This window comes from Rhodococcus baikonurensis, from assembly GCF_040489275.1.
Lineage (GTDB): Bacteria > Actinomycetota > Actinomycetes > Mycobacteriales > Mycobacteriaceae > Rhodococcus_F > Rhodococcus_F baikonurensis.
On record NZ_JBEUOQ010000001.1, the window covers coordinates 69,810 to 91,070 of the forward strand.

Annotated in this window: 22 protein-coding genes; 8 read left to right on the forward strand and 14 right to left on the reverse strand. The window is 63.0% G+C overall.

What is annotated here, in order from left to right:
* From ABWI03_RS00350 to ABWI03_RS00390, 9 genes are all read right to left on the reverse strand, one after another.
* Nucleotides 1–1,710, reverse strand: coding sequence for an urease subunit alpha (locus tag ABWI03_RS00350; RefSeq protein ID WP_030535249.1), 1,710 nt, complete (start codon nucleotides 1,708–1,710; stop codon nucleotides 1–3).
* The gene (gene ureB / locus ABWI03_RS00355; protein ID WP_095968681.1) at nucleotides 1,707–2,177 is read right to left on the reverse strand and encodes an urease subunit beta; all 471 of its coding nucleotides are present in this window, start codon (nucleotides 2,175–2,177) and stop codon (nucleotides 1,707–1,709) included. The genes ABWI03_RS00350 and ureB overlap by 4 nt, the downstream gene beginning before the upstream one ends.
* Nucleotides 2,174–2,476: an urease subunit gamma gene (ureA, locus tag ABWI03_RS00360; protein ID WP_003939800.1), complete on the reverse strand. Its 303-nt coding sequence runs from the start codon at nucleotides 2,474–2,476 to the stop codon at nucleotides 2,174–2,176. Before ureA ends, ureB begins: the two co-directional genes overlap by 4 nt.
* A gap of 280 nt (nucleotides 2,477–2,756) precedes the next feature.
* On the reverse strand, nucleotides 2,757–3,533 hold the full coding sequence (gene pstB / locus ABWI03_RS00365; RefSeq protein ID WP_003939968.1) for a phosphate ABC transporter ATP-binding protein PstB: 777 nt from the start codon (nucleotides 3,531–3,533) through the stop codon (nucleotides 2,757–2,759).
* Nucleotides 3,534–3,591: 58 nt separating this feature from the next.
* A complete protein-coding gene (gene pstA / locus ABWI03_RS00370; protein ID WP_003940100.1) occupies nucleotides 3,592–4,500 on the reverse strand; it encodes a phosphate ABC transporter permease PstA in 909 nt (302 codons plus the stop codon).
* A 3-nt stretch (nucleotides 4,501–4,503) separates the two neighbouring features.
* Nucleotides 4,504–5,595 (reverse strand): phosphate ABC transporter permease subunit PstC, encoded by a 1,092-nt coding sequence (gene pstC, locus ABWI03_RS00375; protein WP_007733846.1) that lies wholly within the window; start codon nucleotides 5,593–5,595, stop codon nucleotides 4,504–4,506.
* A 62-nt stretch (nucleotides 5,596–5,657) separates the two neighbouring features.
* Nucleotides 5,658–6,776 carry a phosphate ABC transporter substrate-binding protein PstS gene (gene pstS, locus ABWI03_RS00380; RefSeq protein WP_095968875.1) on the reverse strand — a complete coding sequence of 373 codons (1,119 nt, stop codon included), beginning with the start codon at nucleotides 6,774–6,776 and terminating at the stop codon, nucleotides 5,658–5,660.
* A 193-nt stretch (nucleotides 6,777–6,969) separates the two neighbouring features.
* Nucleotides 6,970–7,869, reverse strand: coding sequence for a mycothiol synthase (mshD, locus tag ABWI03_RS00385; protein WP_298777258.1), 900 nt, complete (start codon nucleotides 7,867–7,869; stop codon nucleotides 6,970–6,972).
* Between the two features lies 1 nt (nucleotide 7,870).
* Nucleotides 7,871–8,623 carry a winged helix-turn-helix transcriptional regulator gene (locus tag ABWI03_RS00390; RefSeq protein WP_003939728.1) on the reverse strand — a complete coding sequence of 251 codons (753 nt, stop codon included), beginning with the start codon at nucleotides 8,621–8,623 and terminating at the stop codon, nucleotides 7,871–7,873.
* 141 nt (nucleotides 8,624–8,764) lie between these two features.
* Between ABWI03_RS00390 and ABWI03_RS00395 the strand changes: the two genes are divergently transcribed.
* The 8 genes from ABWI03_RS00395 to ABWI03_RS00430 all read left to right on the forward strand — a co-directional run bounded on the left by ABWI03_RS00395 (nucleotide 8,765) and on the right by ABWI03_RS00430 (nucleotide 14,014).
* On the forward strand, nucleotides 8,765–9,544 hold the full coding sequence (locus ABWI03_RS00395) for an LmeA family phospholipid-binding protein (RefSeq protein WP_095968679.1): 780 nt from the start codon (nucleotides 8,765–8,767) through the stop codon (nucleotides 9,542–9,544).
* Entirely contained in the window at nucleotides 9,541–10,017 is a 477-nt protein-coding gene (locus ABWI03_RS00400) for a thioredoxin family protein (protein WP_095968678.1), read from the forward strand. The genes ABWI03_RS00395 and ABWI03_RS00400 overlap by 4 nt, the downstream gene beginning before the upstream one ends.
* Before the next feature lie 10 nt (nucleotides 10,018–10,027).
* On the forward strand, nucleotides 10,028–10,114 hold the full coding sequence (locus ABWI03_RS00405) for a putative leader peptide (RefSeq protein ID WP_350318872.1): 87 nt from the start codon (nucleotides 10,028–10,030) through the stop codon (nucleotides 10,112–10,114).
* 131 nt (nucleotides 10,115–10,245) lie between these two features.
* Nucleotides 10,246–10,716 carry a DUF4395 domain-containing protein gene (locus tag ABWI03_RS00410; RefSeq protein WP_095968874.1) on the forward strand — a complete coding sequence of 157 codons (471 nt, stop codon included), beginning with the start codon at nucleotides 10,246–10,248 and terminating at the stop codon, nucleotides 10,714–10,716.
* Between the two features lie 74 nt (nucleotides 10,717–10,790).
* Nucleotides 10,791–11,624, forward strand: a complete 834-nt coding sequence (locus ABWI03_RS00415) for a sulfurtransferase (protein ID WP_003939859.1) — start codon at nucleotides 10,791–10,793, stop codon at nucleotides 11,622–11,624.
* Between the two features lie 2 nt (nucleotides 11,625–11,626).
* A complete protein-coding gene (locus ABWI03_RS00420) occupies nucleotides 11,627–11,932 on the forward strand; it encodes a DUF1416 domain-containing protein (RefSeq protein WP_353798704.1) in 306 nt (101 codons plus the stop codon).
* A gap of 258 nt (nucleotides 11,933–12,190) precedes the next feature.
* Nucleotides 12,191–12,829: a heme-binding beta-barrel domain-containing protein gene (locus ABWI03_RS00425; protein ID WP_037128815.1), complete on the forward strand. Its 639-nt coding sequence runs from the start codon at nucleotides 12,191–12,193 to the stop codon at nucleotides 12,827–12,829.
* 144 nt (nucleotides 12,830–12,973) lie between these two features.
* Nucleotides 12,974–14,014, forward strand: coding sequence for a type IV toxin-antitoxin system AbiEi family antitoxin domain-containing protein (locus ABWI03_RS00430; protein ID WP_214883481.1), 1,041 nt, complete (start codon nucleotides 12,974–12,976; stop codon nucleotides 14,012–14,014).
* A gap of 233 nt (nucleotides 14,015–14,247) precedes the next feature.
* Here the strand turns inward: ABWI03_RS00430 and cydC are convergent, their stop codons facing one another.
* From cydC to ABWI03_RS00455, 5 genes are all read right to left on the reverse strand, one after another.
* Nucleotides 14,248–15,936 carry a thiol reductant ABC exporter subunit CydC gene (gene cydC, locus ABWI03_RS00435; protein WP_298777257.1) on the reverse strand — a complete coding sequence of 563 codons (1,689 nt, stop codon included), beginning with the start codon at nucleotides 15,934–15,936 and terminating at the stop codon, nucleotides 14,248–14,250.
* Nucleotides 15,926–17,614, reverse strand: a complete 1,689-nt coding sequence (cydD, locus tag ABWI03_RS00440) for a thiol reductant ABC exporter subunit CydD (RefSeq protein ID WP_298777256.1) — start codon at nucleotides 17,612–17,614, stop codon at nucleotides 15,926–15,928. The genes cydC and cydD overlap by 11 nt, the downstream gene beginning before the upstream one ends.
* Before the next feature lie 58 nt (nucleotides 17,615–17,672).
* On the reverse strand, nucleotides 17,673–18,716 hold the full coding sequence (cydB, locus tag ABWI03_RS00445; RefSeq protein WP_003939727.1) for a cytochrome d ubiquinol oxidase subunit II: 1,044 nt from the start codon (nucleotides 18,714–18,716) through the stop codon (nucleotides 17,673–17,675).
* Between the two features lie 9 nt (nucleotides 18,717–18,725).
* A complete protein-coding gene (locus tag ABWI03_RS00450; protein ID WP_166809237.1) occupies nucleotides 18,726–20,225 on the reverse strand; it encodes a cytochrome ubiquinol oxidase subunit I in 1,500 nt (499 codons plus the stop codon).
* 154 nt (nucleotides 20,226–20,379) lie between these two features.
* The gene (locus ABWI03_RS00455) at nucleotides 20,380–21,243 is read right to left on the reverse strand and encodes an aminodeoxychorismate lyase (protein ID WP_124567689.1); all 864 of its coding nucleotides are present in this window, start codon (nucleotides 21,241–21,243) and stop codon (nucleotides 20,380–20,382) included.
* Between the last annotated feature and the right edge of the window lie 18 nt (nucleotides 21,244–21,261).

Consider the following 21,261-nt stretch of genomic DNA (forward strand, 5'->3'; position numbering starts at 1 on the left):
TCAGAACAGCATGTAGCGCTGAGCCATCGGCACTACGTCAACGGGGTTGGGCGCGATCAGGTCGCCGTTGACCTTGATGGCAAACGTCTCCGGATCGACGTCGATGGACGGCAGTGCCGTGTTGTTCGGCATATCCGCCTTGGTGAGGTGCCTCGTCGGACGAACACCGGTGAGGGTGCGCGTGAGACCGAGACGATCGGCCAGACCGTCCTCGATGGCCATCGGAGAGACGAACGTCGTGGACAGGTGCGGCGCCGATCCCGGAGTTGCCGCGATGGCCGGACGTACGAACACCGGCTGCGGGGTCGGGATTGCAGCGTTCGGATCACCCAGCGGCGCAGCAACTATCGCCCCGCCCTTGATCACGGCAGAAGGACGGACACCGAAGAACGCAGGATCCCACAGCACCAGGTCCGCCATCTTCCCCGCCTCGACGGATCCGATCTCGTGATCGATACCGTGCGCCACCGCAGGGCAGATCGTGTACTTGGCGACGTAGCGCCGCGCACGCTCGTTGTCGGCCGGCATGCTGGTGCCCAACTTGCCGTACTGGGCCTTCATGACGTGGGCAACCTGCCACGTCCGCAGGGTCACCTCACCGATACGCCCCATTGCCTGGGCGTCGGAGGAGGTGATGGAGATGGCTCCGATGTCGTGCAGAAAGTCTTCCGCCGCAATCGTTGTCGGCCGGATCCGGGATTCGGCAAAGGCAAGATCCTCCGGAACCCGGGGATTGAGCGCATGACAGACGATGAGCATGTCGAGGTGCTCGGCCACCGTGTTGACGGTATGCGGCAACGTCGGATTGGTCGATGCCGGAAGAACGTTCGGCTCACCTGCCGTCACGATGATGTCCGGAGCGTGCCCGCCGCCGGCACCTTCCGCATGGAACACGTGGATCCCGCGTCCGGCGATCGCATCCAAAGTGTGCTGTACGTACCCGGTTTCGTTGAGGCTGTCGGCATGCAGCGCCACCTGGAGGCCGAACTCGTCGGCTGCGCGTAGAGCTGCGTCGATCGCGGCCGGAGTGGAACCCCAGTCCTCGTGAACCTTGAATCCACCTGCGCCGGCGAGAGCTTCCTGACGCATGGCCTCATGGCTGACGGTGCTGCCCTTGCCGAGGAGAAGAACGTTGAGCGGGATGTGGTCGAGGGCCCGGTGCATCATCGTCAGGGACCAGGCGCCGGGCGTGACGGTGGTTGCCTTGCTTCCCTCCGTGGGGCCCGTTCCGCCGCCCGCCACTGTCGTCGTACCGGTCGCGAGCGCTTCCATCATCTCGATTTCACTGAGGAAGTGCACGTGAGTGTCGATCGCACCCGCGGTGAGGATCTTTCCCTCGCCGGCGATCACGTCGGTGCTCGGCCCGATGAGCAACTTGGGGTGCACGCCATCCATGATGTCGGGGTTACCGGACTTGCCGATCGCGACGATGCGTCCGTCGCGAATTCCGACGTCTGCCCGGACAATTCCCCAGTGATCGAGAATCACCGTATTGGTGATGACGACGTCGAGAGCACCCTGGTCGCGAGTGGTCAGGCCCTGGCCCATCGACTCGCGGATGCTCTTGCCGCCACCGAAGACCATCTCGTCGCCGGTCGCGGTGTAGTCGTGCTCGATCTCGATCCACAGATCTGTGTCGGCCAAACGGATCTGGTCGCCTGCAGTAGGGCCGTACAGGGAGGCGTAACCGCGTCGATCGATCCTGCTCATTCGGCTGTCCTCTCAACTGTCGTCGCGGCGTCTTCCGGTGAATCCGCCTCGACCGGAACATCACTCACGCGAACGTTCACCGAGGACGCACGCAAGGGTTCTTCGACCTCGACACCGGGCGTGCCGAACGGCATGACGGTCTTGGGCTCACGCGCATGCGTCGGTAGGTCTTCGTCCGGCACGATCTGCAGGCCCGGAACCCTTTTGAGTCCGCCGAGCGCGATCAGTGTCACCGTTCGGCTGACTCCCGGTTCGAACCGAACCGACGTTCCCGAGGGGATGTCGAGCCGGAAGCCGTCTGCCGCTTCGCGATCGAAGGTCAGCGCCGGGTTGGCCGCTGGAAGGTGGAGATGTGAACCGATCTGAATGGGGCGATCGCCGTCGTTGACGACGACCATCGTGATCTTTTCCGCATCTGTGCCGAACTCGAGCGGTTCGGTGGACACGCGTACCTCACCGGGGATCATCGAATGGGCTCCGTCACGGTGACCAGCTTGCGACCGTCCGGGAAAGTGGCCTCCACCTGGACGTTTGCAATCATCTCGGGTACCCCTTCCATCACGTCGTCGCGGGTGAGCACTTGCCGACCGGCGTTCATCAGTTCCGCAACCGTCATTCCGTCACGCGCGCGCTCGAGAATCCAACACGAGATCAGGGCCATCGCTTCGGGGTAGTTCAGCAGTACCCCGCGCTCGCGGCGGTCGCGGGCGACCATGCCCGCAACGCTCAGGAGCAGCTTTTCGGTATCTGAAGGGGTGAGGTGCACTGACAAGCCCTTCCGGTTGTGAAACGACATCGATCGACAGCGTGCTGTCGGGCCGAGATTAGCATTGTCCGAAGCGTCGTCAGTATCCACGAGATTCACATCGTCGGCTACTTCAGCGCCCACTCGGCGCACTTGCGCTGCTCATCGAATTATTCGGGCGCCCAACGACGCTCAGCTCTGCGCACCGGAGTGGGAACTATCACCACAACCAAAAAGTTTCACCCCCGTCTCCTGTTGGAAACGGGGGTGAAACATGATCGTGCAGGGTTTGTCCCAGGACCTATCCGAAGCGGCCGGAGATGTAGTCCTCGGTGGCCTTCTGCGTCGGGTTGGAGAAGATCTTCTCGGTGTCGTCGATCTCGACGAGCTGACCGGGCTTACCGGTTGCCTCGAGGTTGAAGAATGCAGTCTGGTCACTCACACGCGCAGCCTGCTGCATGTTGTGCGTGACGATGACGATCGTGAAGTCCTTCTTCAACTCGGTGATCAGGTCTTCGATCGCGAGAGTCGAGATCGGGTCGAGCGCGGAGCACGGCTCGTCCATGAGCAGAACGTCGGGCGAGACCGCGATGGCACGCGCGATGCACAGACGCTGCTGCTGACCGCCTGAGAGGCCGCCACCGGGCTTGTCGAGGCGATCCTTGACCTCGTTCCACAGGTTGGCGCCACGCAACGAACGCTCGGCCACCTCGTCGAGCTTCTTCTTGCTGCGCTCGCCCTGCAGCTTCAAGCCTGCGACGACGTTGTCCTTGATGGACATGGTCGGGAAGGGGTTGGGCCGCTGGAAGACCATGCCGATCGTCTTGCGAACACCGACGGGATCGACGTTCGAACCGTAGATGTCCTCACCGTCGAGCAAGACCGAACCCTCGACGCGCGCACCGGGAATCACTTCGTGCATGCGGTTGAGTGAACGAAGAACGGTGGACTTGCCGCAACCGGACGGGCCGATGAAGGCGGTGACGCTCCGGGGCGGGACGGACAGGCCCACATCGGCGACGGCGTGGAACTTGCCGTAGTAGATGTTGACGTCCTTGAGATCCAGACGCTTGGCCATTACCGGCTCCCTACTGAGTTGTTGACGCTGTTGAGTACGAACATGTTCCGAGGCCGCATCACTTGCTTCTCACCTGCGAGAAGTGACCGATCAGCTTCGCGACGATGTTGAGGATCGCGATCAGCAGGATCAAGGTCAGTGCTGCGCCCCAGATGCGGTTGGTGCCGGCGTCGGTGGGGTTGTTCATCTCGGCGACCATGACGGAAGGCAGAGTGCCCATTTCGCCGTTGAACAAGTCGAAGTTGATGAACGGTGCGTAGCCGACGAGGATCAGCAGCGGCGCGGTCTCACCGAGCACGCGGGCCAGGGCCAGCATGACGCCGGTGATGATGCCGGGAAGTGCCGTCGGCAGAACGATTTTCGAGATGGTCTTCCACTTCGGCACACCGAGCGCGTACGACGCCTCTCGCAAGTCCATCGGGACGATGCGCAGCATTTCCTCGGTGGAGCGAATGACGACCGGGACCATCAGGAGGACCAGAGCCAGAGATACAGCGAACGCGGACTTGGGGAAGCCGAAGGTCGCGATCCACAGTGCGTAGATGAACAGCGCGGCCACGATCGACGGAACACCGCTGAGGATGTCCACCATGAACGTGGTGAGCTTGCCCAGCTTCGACTTCCGGTCGGCGTACTCCACCAGGTAGATCGCGACGAAGATGCCGAGCGGGATGGAGAAGACCGCACACACGATGCCTTGCAGCAAGGTGCCGATCAATGCGTGATAGATACCGCCGCCGTCGGCCGATGCCGTCAATCCGCTCAGCGAATTGGTGAACCACGTCGGCGACGTCAGAGCGGGCAGGCCCTTGGCGATGACCGTGAAGAGCACCCAGACCAACGGGATGAGCGCGATGACGACTGCCAGGCTCACCAGGATGGTCGCGATGACGTCCTTGGCACGACGACGGGCGCCGACGCCTTGGAAAGTGGGGGCCTTGACCGGCCGGTCCAGAGTGGAGGTCATGGGTCAGTCCTTCTTTCCGGCGATCACTGCGCGGGCAGCCGCGTTGACGACGAAGGTCAGCACGAACAGCACCAGTCCGGCCGCGATGTACGCGCCTGCCTGGATGTCGTTGTTGAACTCCGCGTAGCCGAGGGCGATCTTGGAGGCAATGGTCGAGCCGCCGTCGAACAGCGACCAGCCGAAGGCCTGAGAGGTGGTGCGCAGGATCAGGTACAGGGCCATCGTCTCGCCGAGTGCGCGTCCGAGACCGAGCATCGATCCGCTGATGTAGCCGGACTTACCGAACGGGATAACCGTGGTGCGCACAACTTCCCAGCGCGTGGCGCCGAGGGCGAGTGCGGCTTCGATCTGTGATCGCGGGGTCTGGATGAACACCTCGCGGGTCACTGCGGTGATGACCGGAAGGATCATCACGGCAAGGACGATGCCTGCGGTGAAGATGGTGCCGCCGCCGGTGATCGATCCGCTGCCGTCGGCGAAGAGCGGGAACCAGCCGAGAGTGTCGTTGAGCCACACCGCGACCGGGGTGATCGCCGGGGCGAAGACGAGCAGTCCCCACAGGCCGTAGACGATGGACGGCACGGCCGCGAGAAGGTCGATCGTGTACGACAGTGGCCGCGTGAGCCACTTGGGAGAGTACGAAGTCAGGAAGATCGCGATGCCCAGTGCGATCGGCATCGCGAGCACCAGGGCGAACAGCGAGACCAACACCGTGACCTGGAAGAGATCGAGGACACCGAACGCCATCGCGTTGATGTTCTGCGTCACCCATTCACGGCTGGTCAGGAAGTTGACCTGGTTCCGGCTCAAGGCAGGAACAGCACGCCAGATCAGGAACGCGCCGATCGCCGCGATGACAACCGTGATGAAGATTGCCGAACCGGATGCAAGCGAGCTGAAGATGCGGTCACCCGGACGGGTCACCGTCTTGCTGTTGCCGCTGCCCGGACCGTCACCCTTCGGAGGATGCTCGGTTTCTGGAGCCTTGGTGGAAGTAATCGTGTCCTCCGTGGTGCCGTTCGGACCGCCCACCCCGGCCCCGCTGGTTGCGGGGCCGGGAGAACGAGATGTCGAGGTGATGGGCGCGTCACTCATGCGCGCTCACTTCCTTCACGTCTGAATGTAGATCCATGAGCTTGTCCGCACGAGTCTCTAGGTCAGCTGATTGCCGTGATGGACGCGTTGAGGCGATCCTGGACGTTGGCCGGCAGCGGAACGTAACCCTGCTCGGCCAGGTTGGCCTGACCCTCGTTGGCCGCGCTCGTCAGGAACGACTTCACTGCTGCGGAGGTGTCCGCGTCGTAGCCCTTGGAGCAGACGATCGAGTACGTCGCGAGAACCAGCGGGTACGCGCCGGATTCGTTGGTCTTGAAGATCGACGCGAGGTCGAGCGTCAGGTCGCCGGTCGCGTCGGACTTGAACTTCGCGCCTGCGATCGACTTGGCGGCCGAGTCGTTGGTCAGTGCGACTGCTTCGGAGCCGGTGTTGATCTCGGCAACCGAGAGCTTGTTCTGATCGGCGAACGACTTCTCGACATAGGTGATCGAACCCGGTGCAGTAGCGACTGCCTGTGCAACGCCCGCCGAACCCTTGGCGCCCTCACCGACGCCACCGGTGAAGTCGGACCCTGCGCCCGACGTCCAAGCACCGTTCGATGCCGCGTCGAGGTACTTCTGGAAGTTGTCGGTGGTGCCCGAGGAATCGGAGCGGATCACGGTGGTGATCTTCTCGTCGGGAAGCGAAGCACCGGAGTTGAGCGCGGCGATTGCCGGATCGTTCCACTTGGTGATGCCACCGTTGAAGATCTTCGCGAGAACCTCTGCGTTGAGCACGAGCTTGTCGACGCCGTCGAGGTTGTATGCAACCGCGATCGGGCCGAAGACGAGGGGAAGGTTCCAGGCTTCGCCGCCGACGCAACGCTCCTTGGCCTTGTCGGCCTGCTCGTCCTTGATGGCCGAGTCGGAGCCGGCGAAGTCGATCTGGCCGGCGATGAACTGGGTGCGACCGTCGCCCGAACCGCTGGGGTTGTAAGCGACGTTGACCGTCTTGCCCTTTTCCTGGCATACGGAGATGTAGGTGGCGACGAACTGGTCCATGGCGTTCTTCTGTGCCGAGGAACCAGCGGCAGAGAGGTTGCTCTTGCCTTCGCACGTTGCGTTCGATGCGGACGCGTCCACACCCGTCGACGACGAGTTGTTGTCGCTGCCACATGCGGCCAAGGTCATGGCGCCCACGGCCACTACACCGAGCAGGGCACCACTGCGCTTGAGATTCACCAAGATCCTCCGGAAATCGCTACCGCCACGCCCACGATCGGGCGGCGACATGAGACGCAGAATGATTGAAATCTGCATCAGGCAACACGGCGCTGCCCACAGAGAAAAGTAGGCGGGCGCGGTGTCCGGTTGGACCACACATGGTTAACGGAGAATGAACAGACTGGACATTTCTGCGTGTTCGACTGTGACGTCAGAGCGCGCGAGCGTAAGCCATGTCCACATGGAACCGATCGAAGCCGAGTCGCTCGTACGTGTGAAGGGCTGCGGTGTTGTCGCCTTCGACGTACAGAAGGACGGTTCCGAGGCCGCGATCACGCAGGTAATGCATGCCCGCAAGAGTCAGCACTCGGCCGAGACCGCGTCCCTGTGCAGCAGGATCGATCCCCACGACGTACACCTCCCCCAGCTCCGGATCGTCACCTTCGGGTGCGTGCACCTTCGTCCAGTGAAAGCCGAGAAGGGTATCGGGATCGGTGTCCGCGAACGCCAGGAACAGACCGGCGGGATCGAACCAACCTTCGGCCGTTCTCTCGTCGATCTCCGCCTGGGTCCAGCCACCCTGCTCGGGATGCCAGGAGAAGGCCGCGCTGTTGACGCGAAGGATCTCGGAATCGTCTTCGGGCCCACGATACGTCCGCATCGTTATGCCTTCGGGCACAACGATTTCCGGAAGCTGCGGAGCATCGAGCGGTCGACGCAGCTGGAGGAGTTCACGAACGCTCACCAGATCGAGACTCTTGGCGAATTCCACTGCGGCGTCGATGTTTCCGTGCGCCCACACTCGCGTGCCCGGACGCCCCTCGTCGAATACCGCTGCGGCAAGCCTGGTTCCGATACCGCGGCGCCGGGCCTGCGGGTCGACCACCAACTCGGCCATGTCGGGATGCTCGTCCGAACCGGCTTGCAGCTGTGCATAACCGACGACCGTATCGCCGTCGAGTTCGAGAAGATGCCGTGCTGCGCCGCGCCCGGCAACGGCATGGCGCCCCTGCTCCGACACCGGCGCCTTGCCGTCGAAGTCGGTCGCGCGATCGAGCAGCGCGGAAACCTGCTCAGCGGATCCGGCCGCCAGCGAATCGCTCCAACCCATCTCAGACCACCGATCCGTCGGCCGCGTCGTAGTCGACGTCTTCGTCGTCCTCGAACTGAACGGGAGCAGCTGCGCCGCCCTTGGCCCTGGTCGGCCGCACTGCCTTGTATCCGACATTTCGGACTGTACCGATCAAGGACTCGTATTCGGTGCCGAGTTTCGCCCGCAGACGACGCACATGGACGTCGACCGTCCTGGTGCCACCGAAGAAGTCGTAGCCCCACACCTCCTGCAGCAGCTGCGCACGGGTGAAAACCCGGCCGGCGTGCTGCGCGAGGTACTTGAGCAGCTCGAATTCCTTGTAAGTCAAATCAAGGGGCCGTCCACGCAATCGTGCCGTGTACGTCCCCTCGTCGATAACCAGTTCGCCCAGCGTGATCTTTCCCGACGCTTCCGGACTGGCCACACCGCCGCTGCGGGCGACCAACAACCGCAATCGGGCGTCCACCTCAGCCGGACCGGTGCCGGGAAGCAGGATGTCGTCCAGCCCCCAGTCGGCGTTGACGGCAACGAGTCCGCCTTCGGTGAGGACGGCGACCACAGGTACTGCGGATCCTGTGCTTCCGAGCAATCGACACAACCCGCGTGCGGCAGCTAGATCAGTGCGCGCATCCACCAATGCCACGTCCGCGGAACTTGCCTCGAGTAGCGAGGAAACCTCTGTGGGGGCAGGCCGAACCGAGTGCGCCAGCAACGCCAACGCCGGTAGTACAGCTTCCGGGTTGGGGTCGGAGGTGAGGAGGAGCAGTTCCACACGGCCTCCTATCTAGTAGCCCGCGCAACCCGCGAGGGCAACGCTCGAGTAGTTCGACGCTTTTGGTCGGTCACTACATTAGCGTGCCTGGTACCGGGGCCGTCGCATCGAACCCCGACCGGAGTCGGTCACAATGGTGCGGTGCGCAAACTGATCATCGGCATCGTCTTCCTCCTCGGCCTCGGACTGGTGGCCGATTTCGGCGCTGCCGCGTACGCCGAGTACCGGGTTTCCCGCGAGCTCCGAACCGGCGCATCACTCGAGGCGGACCCGGAGGTCACCTTCAACGGGTTCCCCTTCCTCACCCAAGCTCTCGGCGGGAAATACAAGGACGTCTACGTCAGAGCTACCGGCGTACAGAGCGACGTGGTCGGCGAAGTGACCGTCGAGGCAGATCTGCGCGGGGTCACCGTTCCTTTCTCCGACATCGTGAACGGCAACGTCACCCAGCTCCCCGTGGACAAACTCGACGGCCGGATGGGAATCAACGCCACCGACCTCGGAAAGCTGCTCAACATCCCTGACCTGCAGGTATCTTCACCTCCGGCCAACAAGTCGGATGGCACCGGCGGTAGCGGTGGAACAGGTGCGAGCACCGCGGGCGCTGTCGTGCTGACCGGAACGGTTGCCGTCGGCCCGATCGAGACTGCAGTGAGCGTGCAGGCCAACCTGGTTCTGGAAGGTGGGCAGGTCAAGATCGTCGCCAGCAACCTGTACTTCGGTCCGGAGGGCAAAGCCGATTTCTCGATCCCCGCAGCACTCGAACCCGTCGTCCTCGGATTGTTCAGCTACACGATCGATCCACAGGCACTCCCCTACGGAATCCAGCCGAGCCTGGTCTACGCGGAAGGCGGAAGAATCGTGATCGAAGGCAGCGCCGAGAACACGACGATCGACCTCGCAGAGCTGCAGAACCGATGACCGGGATCACAATTCTGCTGGTCGCGCTTGTCGCCGTCGTCGCTGTCGGGCTCTTTCTCAAGTCGCGCAACGGAAAGGTTCGAGTCACCTCGCCGGCCGCGACCGGCACCGCTGACAGTCGCCTCGAACTGCTCCGCGCGGCTGGAGTCGTGTCGGCGAACGGTGGGCCCGTCGTACTGCATTTCTCCGCCGACTGGTGCGGACCGTGCGCGGCAGTACGCCGCGTCGTCGGTCAGGTCGTGGTGTCGATGGCCGACGCTCCCCGTCCGCCGGTCGAGATCGAACTCGACATCGACAAGGAACCGGCTCTCGCACGCGAAATGAGCGTCCTGTCGCTACCCACCACCTTCATCCTCGACGGTGGCCTCGAGGAACAGTTCCGGGTGTCCGGAGTGCCGTCCGCAGGCGATCTGAAAGCTGCGCTCGTACCACTATCCGGACCCCACGAGCCAAAATCCGAGAATTCGGGGTAAACTCGCCGACGTGCAAACCCGCCACGAGCTGATGCTCACCCGACGCCGCGCAGTAGACCTGTGCCGCCTCGGGGGCTGTTGCTGTACCTGTTGCTGATCACCACATCCGTCAGAACTCTCTGACCTTCGAGCTTTCGCTCACGTGATCAATCCACCGAGTGGGACTTTTGCGTCCCGTTTTCTCGGTCCACGCACAGCATCATGCAATCCAGCGCAGGAGCACTCCCGATGTCCACAACCACACCCCAACTCGAGCAGGTCGACGTCCGCGGACCTCGATTCGCCGCGTGGGTCACCACCGGCGTTCTCGTACTCACGCTCGTCCTCTCGACCTTCTCTCTGCCGGCTGCCACTGTGCTTCTCGCACTGCAGGCCATCGTCTTCGCGGTCGGAGCCGTACTCGGCCCCAAGCGCAGCCCGTACGGCCAGATCTTCGGCAAGCTCGTCGCCCCGCGAATCTCGCCGGTCAGCGAACGAGAACCCGTAGCGCCACTTCGCTTCGCTCAGTTCGTCGGCTTCGTCTTCGCATTGGCAGGCACGGTCGGTTTCCTGGCCGGGTCGACGATCGTCGGCACCGTCGCCACGGGCTTCGCCCTGTTCGCGGCCCTGCTCAACGCCGCGTTCGGCATCTGCCTCGGCTGCCAGATCTACCCACTGGTCGCCAGGCTGCGAAATACCGGCCGCGCTACCACCGCGTGAAAGCGCTTGCCACACAACCCCACTGAACCCCTGCTGGATATCGACCGACGCAAGACCACATCGAAAGGAACACCATGGCTCGCTCCGACGTCCTAGTCTCCGCTGACTGGGCTGAGCAGAACCTCAACACCCCCAAGACCGTTTTTGTCGAGGTGGACGAGGACACCAGCGCATACGACGGCGGCCACATCGAGGGTGCAGTCAAGCTCGACTGGCGCAAGGACCTCCAGGACGGCGTCCGACGTGACTTCCTGAACCAGGAGCAGTTCTCGGACCTGCTCTCCGCCAAGGGCATTGCGAACGACGACACCGTTGTTCTCTACGGTGGCAACAACAACTGGTTCGCCGCGTACGCGTACTGGTACTTCAAGCTGTACGGCCACCAGGACATCAAGCTGATCGACGGCGGCCGTAAGAAGTGGGAACTCGACGGACGCCCGCTCTCCAAGGACGCAGTCAACCGCGAAGCCACGCAGTACAAGGCCGAGACCCCCGATTTCTCGATCCGCGCATTCCGCGACGAGGTCATCGACGCCATCGGCAGCAAGAACCTCGTCGACGTTCGTAGCCCTGACGAGTTCTCCGGCAAGATCCTCGCTCCCGCGCACCTTCCGCAGGAGCAGGCGCAGCAGCGCGGCCACGTCCCCGGAGCCATCAACATCCCGTGGAGCACCACCGCCAACGAGGACGGCACGTTCAAGTCGGACGACGACCTCGCCAAGCTGTACGCGGAGAAGGGCTTCGACGACACCAAGGAAACGATCGCCTACTGCCGCATCGGCGAGCGCTCGAGCCACACCTGGTTCGTGCTGCAGGAGATCCTCGGCAAGAACAACGTCAAGAACTACGACGGCAGCTGGGTCGAATACGGCTCACTCGTCGGCGCACCGATCGAATTGGGAGCCTGATCATGTGTGGAGCACCTACCCAGGGCCAGACCCTGCCTGCCGGCGTCGACGTCGAGAAGGAAACGGTCATCACCGGCCGTGTTCTCGCAGCTGACGGCCAGCCCATCGGTGGCGCATTCGTGCGCCTGCTCGACGGCTCCGGAGAGTTCACGGCCGAGGTCGTGGCATCGGGAACCGGCGATTTCCGCTTCTTCGCCGCTCCGGGCGAGTGGACCGTGCGTGCACTGTCCAGCTCGGGCAACGGCACCTCCACCGTCACTCCCGAAGGCTCGGGCGCGCACAACGTGGACGTGACAGTCAGCAAGTAATTCCTGCTTTTTCAGGCGGCCCCGCACCCCTCCGGTGCGGGGCCTTCTGCATTCCGGCTCCCGATTTTTCCGGTCGGTCGCCGCGGTCTAAGATGTACCCGTGGTCATTTTCTTCGAGGTACTCCTCGCACTCGCATCCGTCATGATCGCTTGGTTCTCCGTGTACGTCGTGTACCGCTTGGTCACCGACGAGTCGTGAGTCAGGCTCCGGATTCAGGGTCCGACGCGACCGCTGACGATTCCGCCGCTGCAGGTGCCGTGAGGCGCGGCAGCGGGGACGAAGCTGTCGCCATCGCCGTCGAGCGCTCCAAGTCGACGGCGTCACTCAACATCCCGACCCTGCCGGACCTTCCGTTGCCAGAGGACACCGCAAACCTGCGCCTCGGCCCGGACATCAATCCCGAACTCCTCGCACTGCTCCCCCTCGTCGGCGTCTGGCGCGGCGAAGGTGAAGGGCACGACGAGACCGGCGACTACGCCTTCGGTCAGCAGATCGTCATCTCTCACGACGGCGGCCCCTACCTCAATTGGGAGTCCCGGTCCTGGCGCCTCGACGCCGAGGGCAAGTACGTGAGCCCCGATCTGCGCGAGAGCGGTTACTGGCGCATGGGCGGCGACGGCATCCCCGGCAGCGTCAATCAGGAAGTCGTCGAACTCCTGCTCAGCCACAGCTCCGGCGTCGTCGAAATGTACTACGGGCGTGCGCTCACCCAGGCGTCGTGGGAACTTGCCACCGACGTGGTGATCCGCAGCCAGTCCGGTGCACTGTACGGCGGCGCGAAGCGCCTGTACGGCATCGTCGAAGGCGGCGACCTCGCGTACGTCGAAGAGCGCATCATGTCTGACGGTGGCCTGGAGCCGCGCCTCTCGGCGCGGCTGACTCGCTACATCGGCTAGCTCTGCTGTGCGCCTTTATTAACCCCCGGCGGTTAATAAAGGCGCACAGCAGATCCATCCACAGCCACCGACAAATTCCACAGGTGGGCTCTGGAACGGCATCATCGACCGATTCCTGTCGGACCGGGATCTCACGGTATTCGCATGAACTGCGACTACATCGATCCTGATCTCCGAAGAATTTTCGACTTCCAACACGGACTCGCGACCAATAAACAGCTGCGCCCTTTCGGCTATTCGCCGCGGCGAATCCAGCATCTGGTCGAATCGGGTCAATGGACTTCCGTCCTCCACGGCGTTCAATCCAGCACCAACGGCCCACTCAACCGAGCAATGATTCTCGAGGCCGCACTGCTGTTCGGCGGCGGAGAGACTTATCTGAGTCACCGGACTGCAGCTGAAGAGTGGGGACTCACGCACATCGAGTCGGATCTGCCGGTCCACATCACGGTCCGATACGGCAGATCCTCGCGCTGCCAGAGTCCGACGGTCAGACCCGAACGCTCCCCGGCGCGCCCCGTTCCGTTGGGGTGGTCCACTGCCCATCCCGGAGTGATCGTTCATCGTTCACGCGCTCAGGCCCACATCGGCGTTGCCACTCAGCCTGCTCGTACTTCGCTGGCTGACACCGCAATTGACCTGGCGGTTGCAGAGCCGTCGGCTCGCGACGCCGCTCGTTCTCTGGTCCGCTCCGCCACGGCCTGCAAGGTGTCGCGGATGGAACTACGCACCCGAATGGAGTACCGCCGGCCGAGGCGATATGTCAAAGCGCTGTCCTCGACATTGGACCTCTTGGATCGCGGCGTCCAGTCGGTACTCGAGCATCGCTATGCAATCGAAGTCGAGCGAGCACACGGTCTGCCGGAAGCACGACGGCAATCGCCGGTCCTCGTCGATGGGAGAACTCTCTACGAGGACGTCGACTACCGCAATTGCGGTGTCGCACTGATCGTTCGACTCGACGGATTCGCCTTCCACTCTTCTCGGGCGACTGCGCTGCGGGATCGTCGGCGAGGAAACGCATCCGAACTGTCAGGCAATGCCACGCTGGTCTTCGGTTGGGAAGAAGTGGAAGGAGCCTCGTGCCGAACTGCAGCCGAGGTCAGAGCGATCCTCGAGCGCGGTGGATGGTGGGGACCCAATCCTTGTCCACGCTGTGCGCCTTTATTAACCGCCGGGGGTTAATAAAGGCGCACAGCACGAAGCGACCCCCGAGCCACACCCGCGCTTTCGCACGGGTCCCGGTCGGACTGATCGGGGGCTCGGGGGTCGGGTGGCTGCCTGGGATTCGCCGGCCGCTCACGCGGTAAGTGAATTCCATCAGCGATTGCGGCTAGCTGGCAGCCACCTCACGCGTCCGTCTGTACTTCAATTTCAGACCACCTCCTTCCTTGTGTACAGGAGAAAGTACGCCCACTTCACGACGACGGCAACGTATTTTCCACAGAAACTTTCCCGACGCATATCACCTGGTCAGCTGCTGTGCCGTCCGGAAGTTGGTGGGTGACGACAACTACGGTTCGCGAAGAATCGACCAGCGTTGCTTCGCGACCGAGCAACTCGCGGAGCAACTGAGCGCCGGCCTCCGCGTCCATGTGCTCGGTCGGCTCGTCGAGCAGCAATACCTCCGCGGGCGAGACGATCGCGCGTGCCAACAGCAACCGACGACGCTCACCGCCCGAAACCGCTCGCATACCGCCGACCAGGTAGGTGTCGAGCCCGTCCGGCAGTTCCGACAGCCACTCTCCGAGACCAACGGCGGCAAGTGCCTTCTCCGCGTCCTCGGCGGTGAGGTCACCCCGCGCGACGCGCAGGTTCTCGAGTACCGACGTCTCGAAGAGGTGTGCATCTTCGGCGAAGTATCCGACGTGCCGACGCAGTTCGGCCGGATCGATATCCGAAACATCCACTCCGCCGACTCGAACCGTTCCCGCGACGGGTGGTAGCAGTCCCGCCATCGTCATCAGCGCGGTGGTCTTTCCCGATCCGCTCTCACCGACCACGGCAACACGAGCGCCGCGAGGAAGATCCACAGACAGCGGTTCGGTCACCTTCCCACCGGGCCAACCTGCCTGCAACGCGTGCACGCTGAGAGCCCCGTTCTCGGGCCACGCACGATCACCTTCGACGTGTTCCTCGGCTGCTCGATCGAGGACCGCCATGATGCGAGCCGACGCCAGTCGCGCCTTGGTCAATGCTACCGCCGCGCTGGGCAGGATCGCGGTTCCCTCGAATGCCGACAGGGGAAGCAGTACAAGGATTCCCATGGACATCGGTGACATGTCGGTGGTTCCATACAGTGTGATTCCGATCAGCAACGCCCCGAGAACGCTCACACCGATTGCGAGAGGTGTCGCGGCGGCGGCAAAGGCACTCGGGACCGCCGCGCGATCGGTTGCGTCGACCACCTCGTTTTCGGCAGACACCGCCTCGCTCACGGCCTGATCCAAGCGACCTGATACCCGAAGCTCAGCGGAATGGTCGAGCGCCGTCACAGCGGACTCACTGAATCGCGCTGCGGCAGCTGAACTGTCGGCCTCGGCGAGTCGAGCTGCACGCGCCGAAAGCCAGGGTGCCGCGATCCCGGACACCGCCAGCGCAACAGCCAGAATGAGCGCAGCCGGAACCGAGATGAACAACAAGATGCCCACCGCAGCGAACGCGAGGACAACCGAAACAGCGATCGGGATCAGCGCTTTGACGACTACGCCGCCCAGCGCGTCCACATCGGCGCCGGTACGTGCGAGCAGGTCACCGCGTCGTAGTCCGGCGGCGGCCGCGGGATCTCCCGCTGCCAACTGCTGGTAGATCCTCGACCGCGCTGCGGTGGTGCCGCGCAACGCGACGTCGTGCGTCGTCAATCGCTCGAGGTAGCGGAAGACACCACGCGAGATTCCCAACGCGCGTACGGCAACCACCGCAACGCTGAGATCGAGAACGGGAGGCATCTCCCAAGCACGCGTGATCAACCACGCGGACAGCGCGGCCAAGGCGAGGGCACTGCCGAGTGTTGCCACACCGGCGGCTACCGCCGTCAGTACGCGTCGTGGTCGAAGTTCCAGTAGTTGCAGGGCACGCAGGAGCGGATCGTGAGTGTCACTTCTCATGGGCACGAACCTCGACGATCTGGTCAGCTGCGGCAAGCACACTCGGACGGTGGCCGATCACGACGACGGTGTCACCACGCTCCGCCCGTGCTCTCAGAGAAGCCAACACTGTCCCTTCCGAATCGGAGTCGAGGTGAGCGGTGGGCTCGTCCAGGATGAGAACAGCGCGGTCGGAAGCGAGCACGCGTGTCAGCGCCAGACGTTGACGCTGCCCCAGCGACAGACCTGTGCCGCCGGCACCGATGACTGTCTCGACACCCGCAGGAAGCTCGGCCAGCACGGCCTCGAATCCCGTCGCAGCGGCGGCACGACTCAACGCCTGTGCATCAACGACCCCGGTGAGATCGAGATTCTCGCGAACAGTGCCCGGCAGGAGGACCGGATGCTGAGGCAGCCAAGCCAATTGACTCCACCACGCGTTCTCGTCCAGCTCTCGAACATCGACGCCGGCAACCGTCACACGCCCACTGCTCGGTTCGATCAACCCGAGTAACGCGTGCACTGCCGTCGACTTGCCGCAGCCGTTGGGCCCGGTGAGCACGGTGATCTTCCCTGGCGACGCCACGGCGGAAAGTTGAGACGGTGCGACTCCCCCACGAGAGTTCACGCCGAGTCCGTCGAAGACGATGTCGGCGCCGCGCGCGACCACCGTCGTCCAACCGCCCTCCGGCGCAGCAGAATCCGCTTCGATCACCTCGAACGCCTTGTCGGCTGCTGCCATTCCGTCCTCGGCGGCATGGAACTGGGTTCCCACCATCCGAAGCGGCAGGTACACCTCGGGCGCGAGGATCAACGCGACGATCCCCGGCTCGAGCGACATGTCCCCGTACACCAGTCGCAAGCCGATGCTCACGGCCACCAACGCGACGCAGAGTGTAGCGAGCAGTTCCAGCACCATCGAGGACAGGAACGCGACGCGCAGAGCAGACATCGTCGTTCGCCGATGGGCGTCACCGAGTTCACGTACCCGCTCGGCAGGACCTTGCTGACGACCGAGCGCTCGCAGCGTCGGCAAACCGGCAAGTAGATCGAGCAGCTGTGAAGACAAGGTGGTCATCGCTGCCAGCGTCTTCTCCGATTTACCCTTTGTCAGCAAGCCGATCAGAATCATGAAGATCGGAATCAGCGGCAGCGTCACGAAAATGATGACCGCAGACGTCATGTCCTGCACCGCAATGACTATCAGGGTGATGGGCGTCAGTGTCACCGACAGGACCAGAGCCGGAAGGTATCCCGTCAGGTACGGACCGAGGCCGTCGACACCGCGGGTGACCACGGTCGCGATCTCGTCACGCCGAGGATCCAGATCGCGCGGGTTCATTGCCGTCGCCGACGTCAGTACGCCGTTCTTGATCTCGGCAACGACGCGAGTCGACGCCCGGTGTGCATACCTGGTCTGCAGCCAGGTCCCCAGAACTCGGACCGCCACAGCTGCGGCCAGAACAACCAATTCGGTTGTCCACGAAGAAACATCCACAGTTCGAGTGGTGATCACTCCGGCCAGCACCCGGCCGATCATGAGCGCCGCGACGATGACCATCACGACGTTCACCATCGACAGAGCGACCGTCAGGATCAGATAGCCGCGCGCAGAAGCGGAATGGCGCCACAGTCGCGGGTCGATCGGCCCCCGGCGACGCTCCCGAGTGGTGGGAGCGTCGCCTACTTCGATAGTCACGTGAATTCGACCGTCAGTTCTTTCGTGATCCGAATCTGTTGTGAATCAGGGTTGGTGACTACCACGTCTTCTCCTTGAATCGCAGACCGATCGACGCCGGAATCTGCTTGGAGGAGATGCGCTGTCGGAACACCCAGTACGTCCATCCCTGGTAGATGATCACCACCGGCGTCATGAATGCCGCGGCCCACGTCATCACCTTGAGCGTGTACGGACTCGACGACGCGTTCTCGATGGTCAGGCTGTATGCCGGATCGAGCGTCGACGGCATGACGTTCGGGAACAGCGAGGCGAACAGCAGTACGACGGTGGCGATGACTGCCACACAGGTGAGAACGAAAGCCCAGCCTTCACGCTCGGCCCGCGTCAGGAAGACGACGCCGATCAGTGCGGCAGCAGCAGCGGCTACCAGAATCCACGTCCATCCCTTGCCGTAGGCGAGTTGTGTCCACAGGACGAATCCACCGGCGACCGGGATCGCCGGAATTGCCAGTCGTGCAGCAATTTTCACTGCGTCTTCACGAACCTCGTCGGCACTCTTGAGTGCCAGGAAGACAGCGCCGTGGAGGGCGAACACCAGCGCGGTGGTCAGACCGCCGAGAAGTGCGTACGGATTGAGCAGATCGAAGAATCCCGACTCGACCTGCTTGTCGGCGTTGATCGCCACGCCCCGAACGATGTTCGCGAAAGCCACGCCCCAGAGAACTGCCGGGACCCAGGAGCCGAAGATGATGCCCCAGTCGCAGCGCTGACGCCATTTGTCGTCGTCGATCTTGCTTCGCCATTCGATGGCACAGATACGAACGATCAAGGCCACCAGGATGATCAGCAACGGTAGATAGAACCCGGAGAACAACGTCGCGTACCACTCCGGGAATGCCGCGAACATCGCGCCACCGGCCGTGATCAGCCACACCTCGTTGCCGTCCCACACCGGGCCGATCGTGTTGAGCGCCACGCGTCGACGCGTATCGGCAGGGAGGTCGCTGCCTCTGCCGACGATCGGCATGAGCATTCCGACACCGAAGTCGAACCCTTCGAGGACGAAGTAACCGATGAACAGTACTGCGACGAGCACGAACCATACTTCTTGAAGTCCCATGATCGCCTCCTAGTACGCGAACGACAGTTGTTTGGGCTTGTCCGGATCTTCCGGCTCGTCATGATCTGTATCGCCCGGCGGATGCATGTCGTGCTCCAGCGGACCTTCCTTCGCGTACCGCACGATCAGCTTGAACCAGACCACACCCAGTGCTCCGTACAAGAGGGTGAAGGTGATCAGCGAGGCCCAGACGGTAGCCGACGCGTGGTCCGAAACACCTTGGTCGACAGTCAGTCTGATCATGTCGACGCCGGTCGGATTGGGATGCACCACCCAGGGCTGACGGCCCATCTCGGTGAAGATCCAGCCGGCGCTGTTCGCCATGAAGGGAGTGGGAATCGCGACGAGACTGAGGATTCCGAACCACTTCTGGTCCGGGACCCGTCCCTTGCGTGTGACCCACAGTCCCGCGAGGGCCAGCGCTGCCGAACCGGCTGCAAGGCCGATCATTGCGCGGAAGGACCAGTACGTGACAAAGAGATTCGGTCGGTAGTTGCCCGGTCCGAAGTCCTGCTCCGCCTGCTCCTGCAGCTGGTTGACACCTTGCAGTTCGACACCGGTGAACTTGCCTTCGGCCAACCACGGCAGAACGAACGGCACCTTGATTACGTGCGTCACGCTGTCACAGTTGTTGTGCGTACCGATGGTGAGAATCGAGAAGTCCGGATCCATCTCGGTGTCGCACAGCGATTCTGCCGACGCCATCTTCATCGGCTGCTGCTGGAACATGAGCTTGCCTTGGACGTCACCGGTGTAGATGATGCCGATTCCGGCCACGATCATGACGAGCAAGGCGAATCGTGTTGCCGGGCGGTACATCGTGCGCGCATCGGATTCGAGACGTTCGGCTTCGGTGGCCTCAGCTTGCTTGGCGCGGCGCATGTTCCGCACCATCCACCAACCACTGATGCCGGCAACAAACGTCGCCGCCGTCAGGAAGGCGCCCGCTACCGCGTGCGGGAAGGCAGCAAGAGCGGTGTTGTTGGTCAACAGCTCCCAGATGCTGGTGAGCTCGGCACGGCCCGTTTCGGGGTTGTACGTCGCACCGACCGGATGCTGCATGAACGAGTTGGCCGCGATGATGAAGAACGCCGACGCGTTGACGCCGATCGCCACGAGCCAAATACACGCCAGGTGTACAAGTTTGGGCAGCCTGCCCCAACCGAAGATCCACAGTCCGATGAAGACGGACTCCATGAAGAAGGCGACGAGGCCTTCCAACGCGAGCGGAGCTCCGAAGACGTCACCGACGAATCGCGAGTACTCGCTCCAGTTCATACCGAACTGGAACTCCTGCACGATGCCGGTGGCTACACCGAGGGCGAAGTTGATGAGGAAGAGCTTGCCGAAAAACTTGGTGAGCCGATACCAGTGGTCCTTTTTGGTGACCACCCACATCGTCTGCATGATCGCGATCATCGGCGCAAGTCCGATGGTCAGCGGAACAAGGATGAAGTGGTAGACGGTAGTGATACCGAACTGCCACCTGGAGACGTCCAAAGTATCCATTGGCTACTCCGAGAGTAGGGCCCTGGGACAGGCTTCGGGGTTCGAGACGCGGGCAGTCGCTCGGCCCCTGCGGACACGGTACTGCTGTCCGGTTTGGACCGCAGGACTTTGCTACTACCAAATGTAGTAGAGACCTGTCGCGATTCCTATTCGCCTATCGCCCTGCTGAATCCGAATCAATTGCACGTTCAACCAATTCCGCGAATTCCTCGGAGACCTTCGGCTCTGGCAATGCGAGCCCGTCGAGTGTATGGACGCGCGCGGCCAGTGTGACGCTCGAAACCATCCACACTCCGTCGGCCGCAATCAAATCCGCAGGTCGGAGGGTTTCGTATCGGCAATCGAAGCGAGCGCTGCCGGCCACGTCGAACAGGGCACGCTGCGTCGTACCCATCAAAATGCCCTGTGCGGGAGGCGGTGTGATCAAAGTCCTGTCCCGAACGATCACCACCGTCGAGCGTGGCCCCTCCAACACATTGCCCTCAGAACTGACGAAGATCACATCGTCGGCACCCAAATTCGCCGCATATCGGAGCGCTGCCATGTTGGTTGCGTAGGACAACGTCTTCGCGCCCAGCAGCTGCCAGGGCGCCCGGGCAGAGAGATCGACGGAGAAACCTCGCTCGAGCGTCATCACCGACAGCCCCGATTCCCGGACCTGCCTGACCCGATCGGCCACAGGACCGACCATCACGAAGGCTGTCGGCTTGTCGCCACTCTCACGGCCGCGGGTCAGAACGAGACGAAGAGCGCCTTCCTCCTCGGTCCCCCACTCCTCGGCAGCCATCTCGATCGCCAGACGCCAGTCGTCGAGAACGGGAGCGGGCAGGCCGAGTGCCCGCGCGCTCAGAACCAGTCGACTCAGGTGTCCCTCGACCACCCGGGCGCGGCCGTCGCGTACCAACAGCGTCTCGAAGACTCCGTCGCCGCGCACCACCGCCAGGTCGTCGGCGTGCAGAAACGGTGCGTCAGCATCGAGCACCTCATGGTCGAGAGTCACCAATACGCGATCAGGCATGCCATCAACCCTAACGAT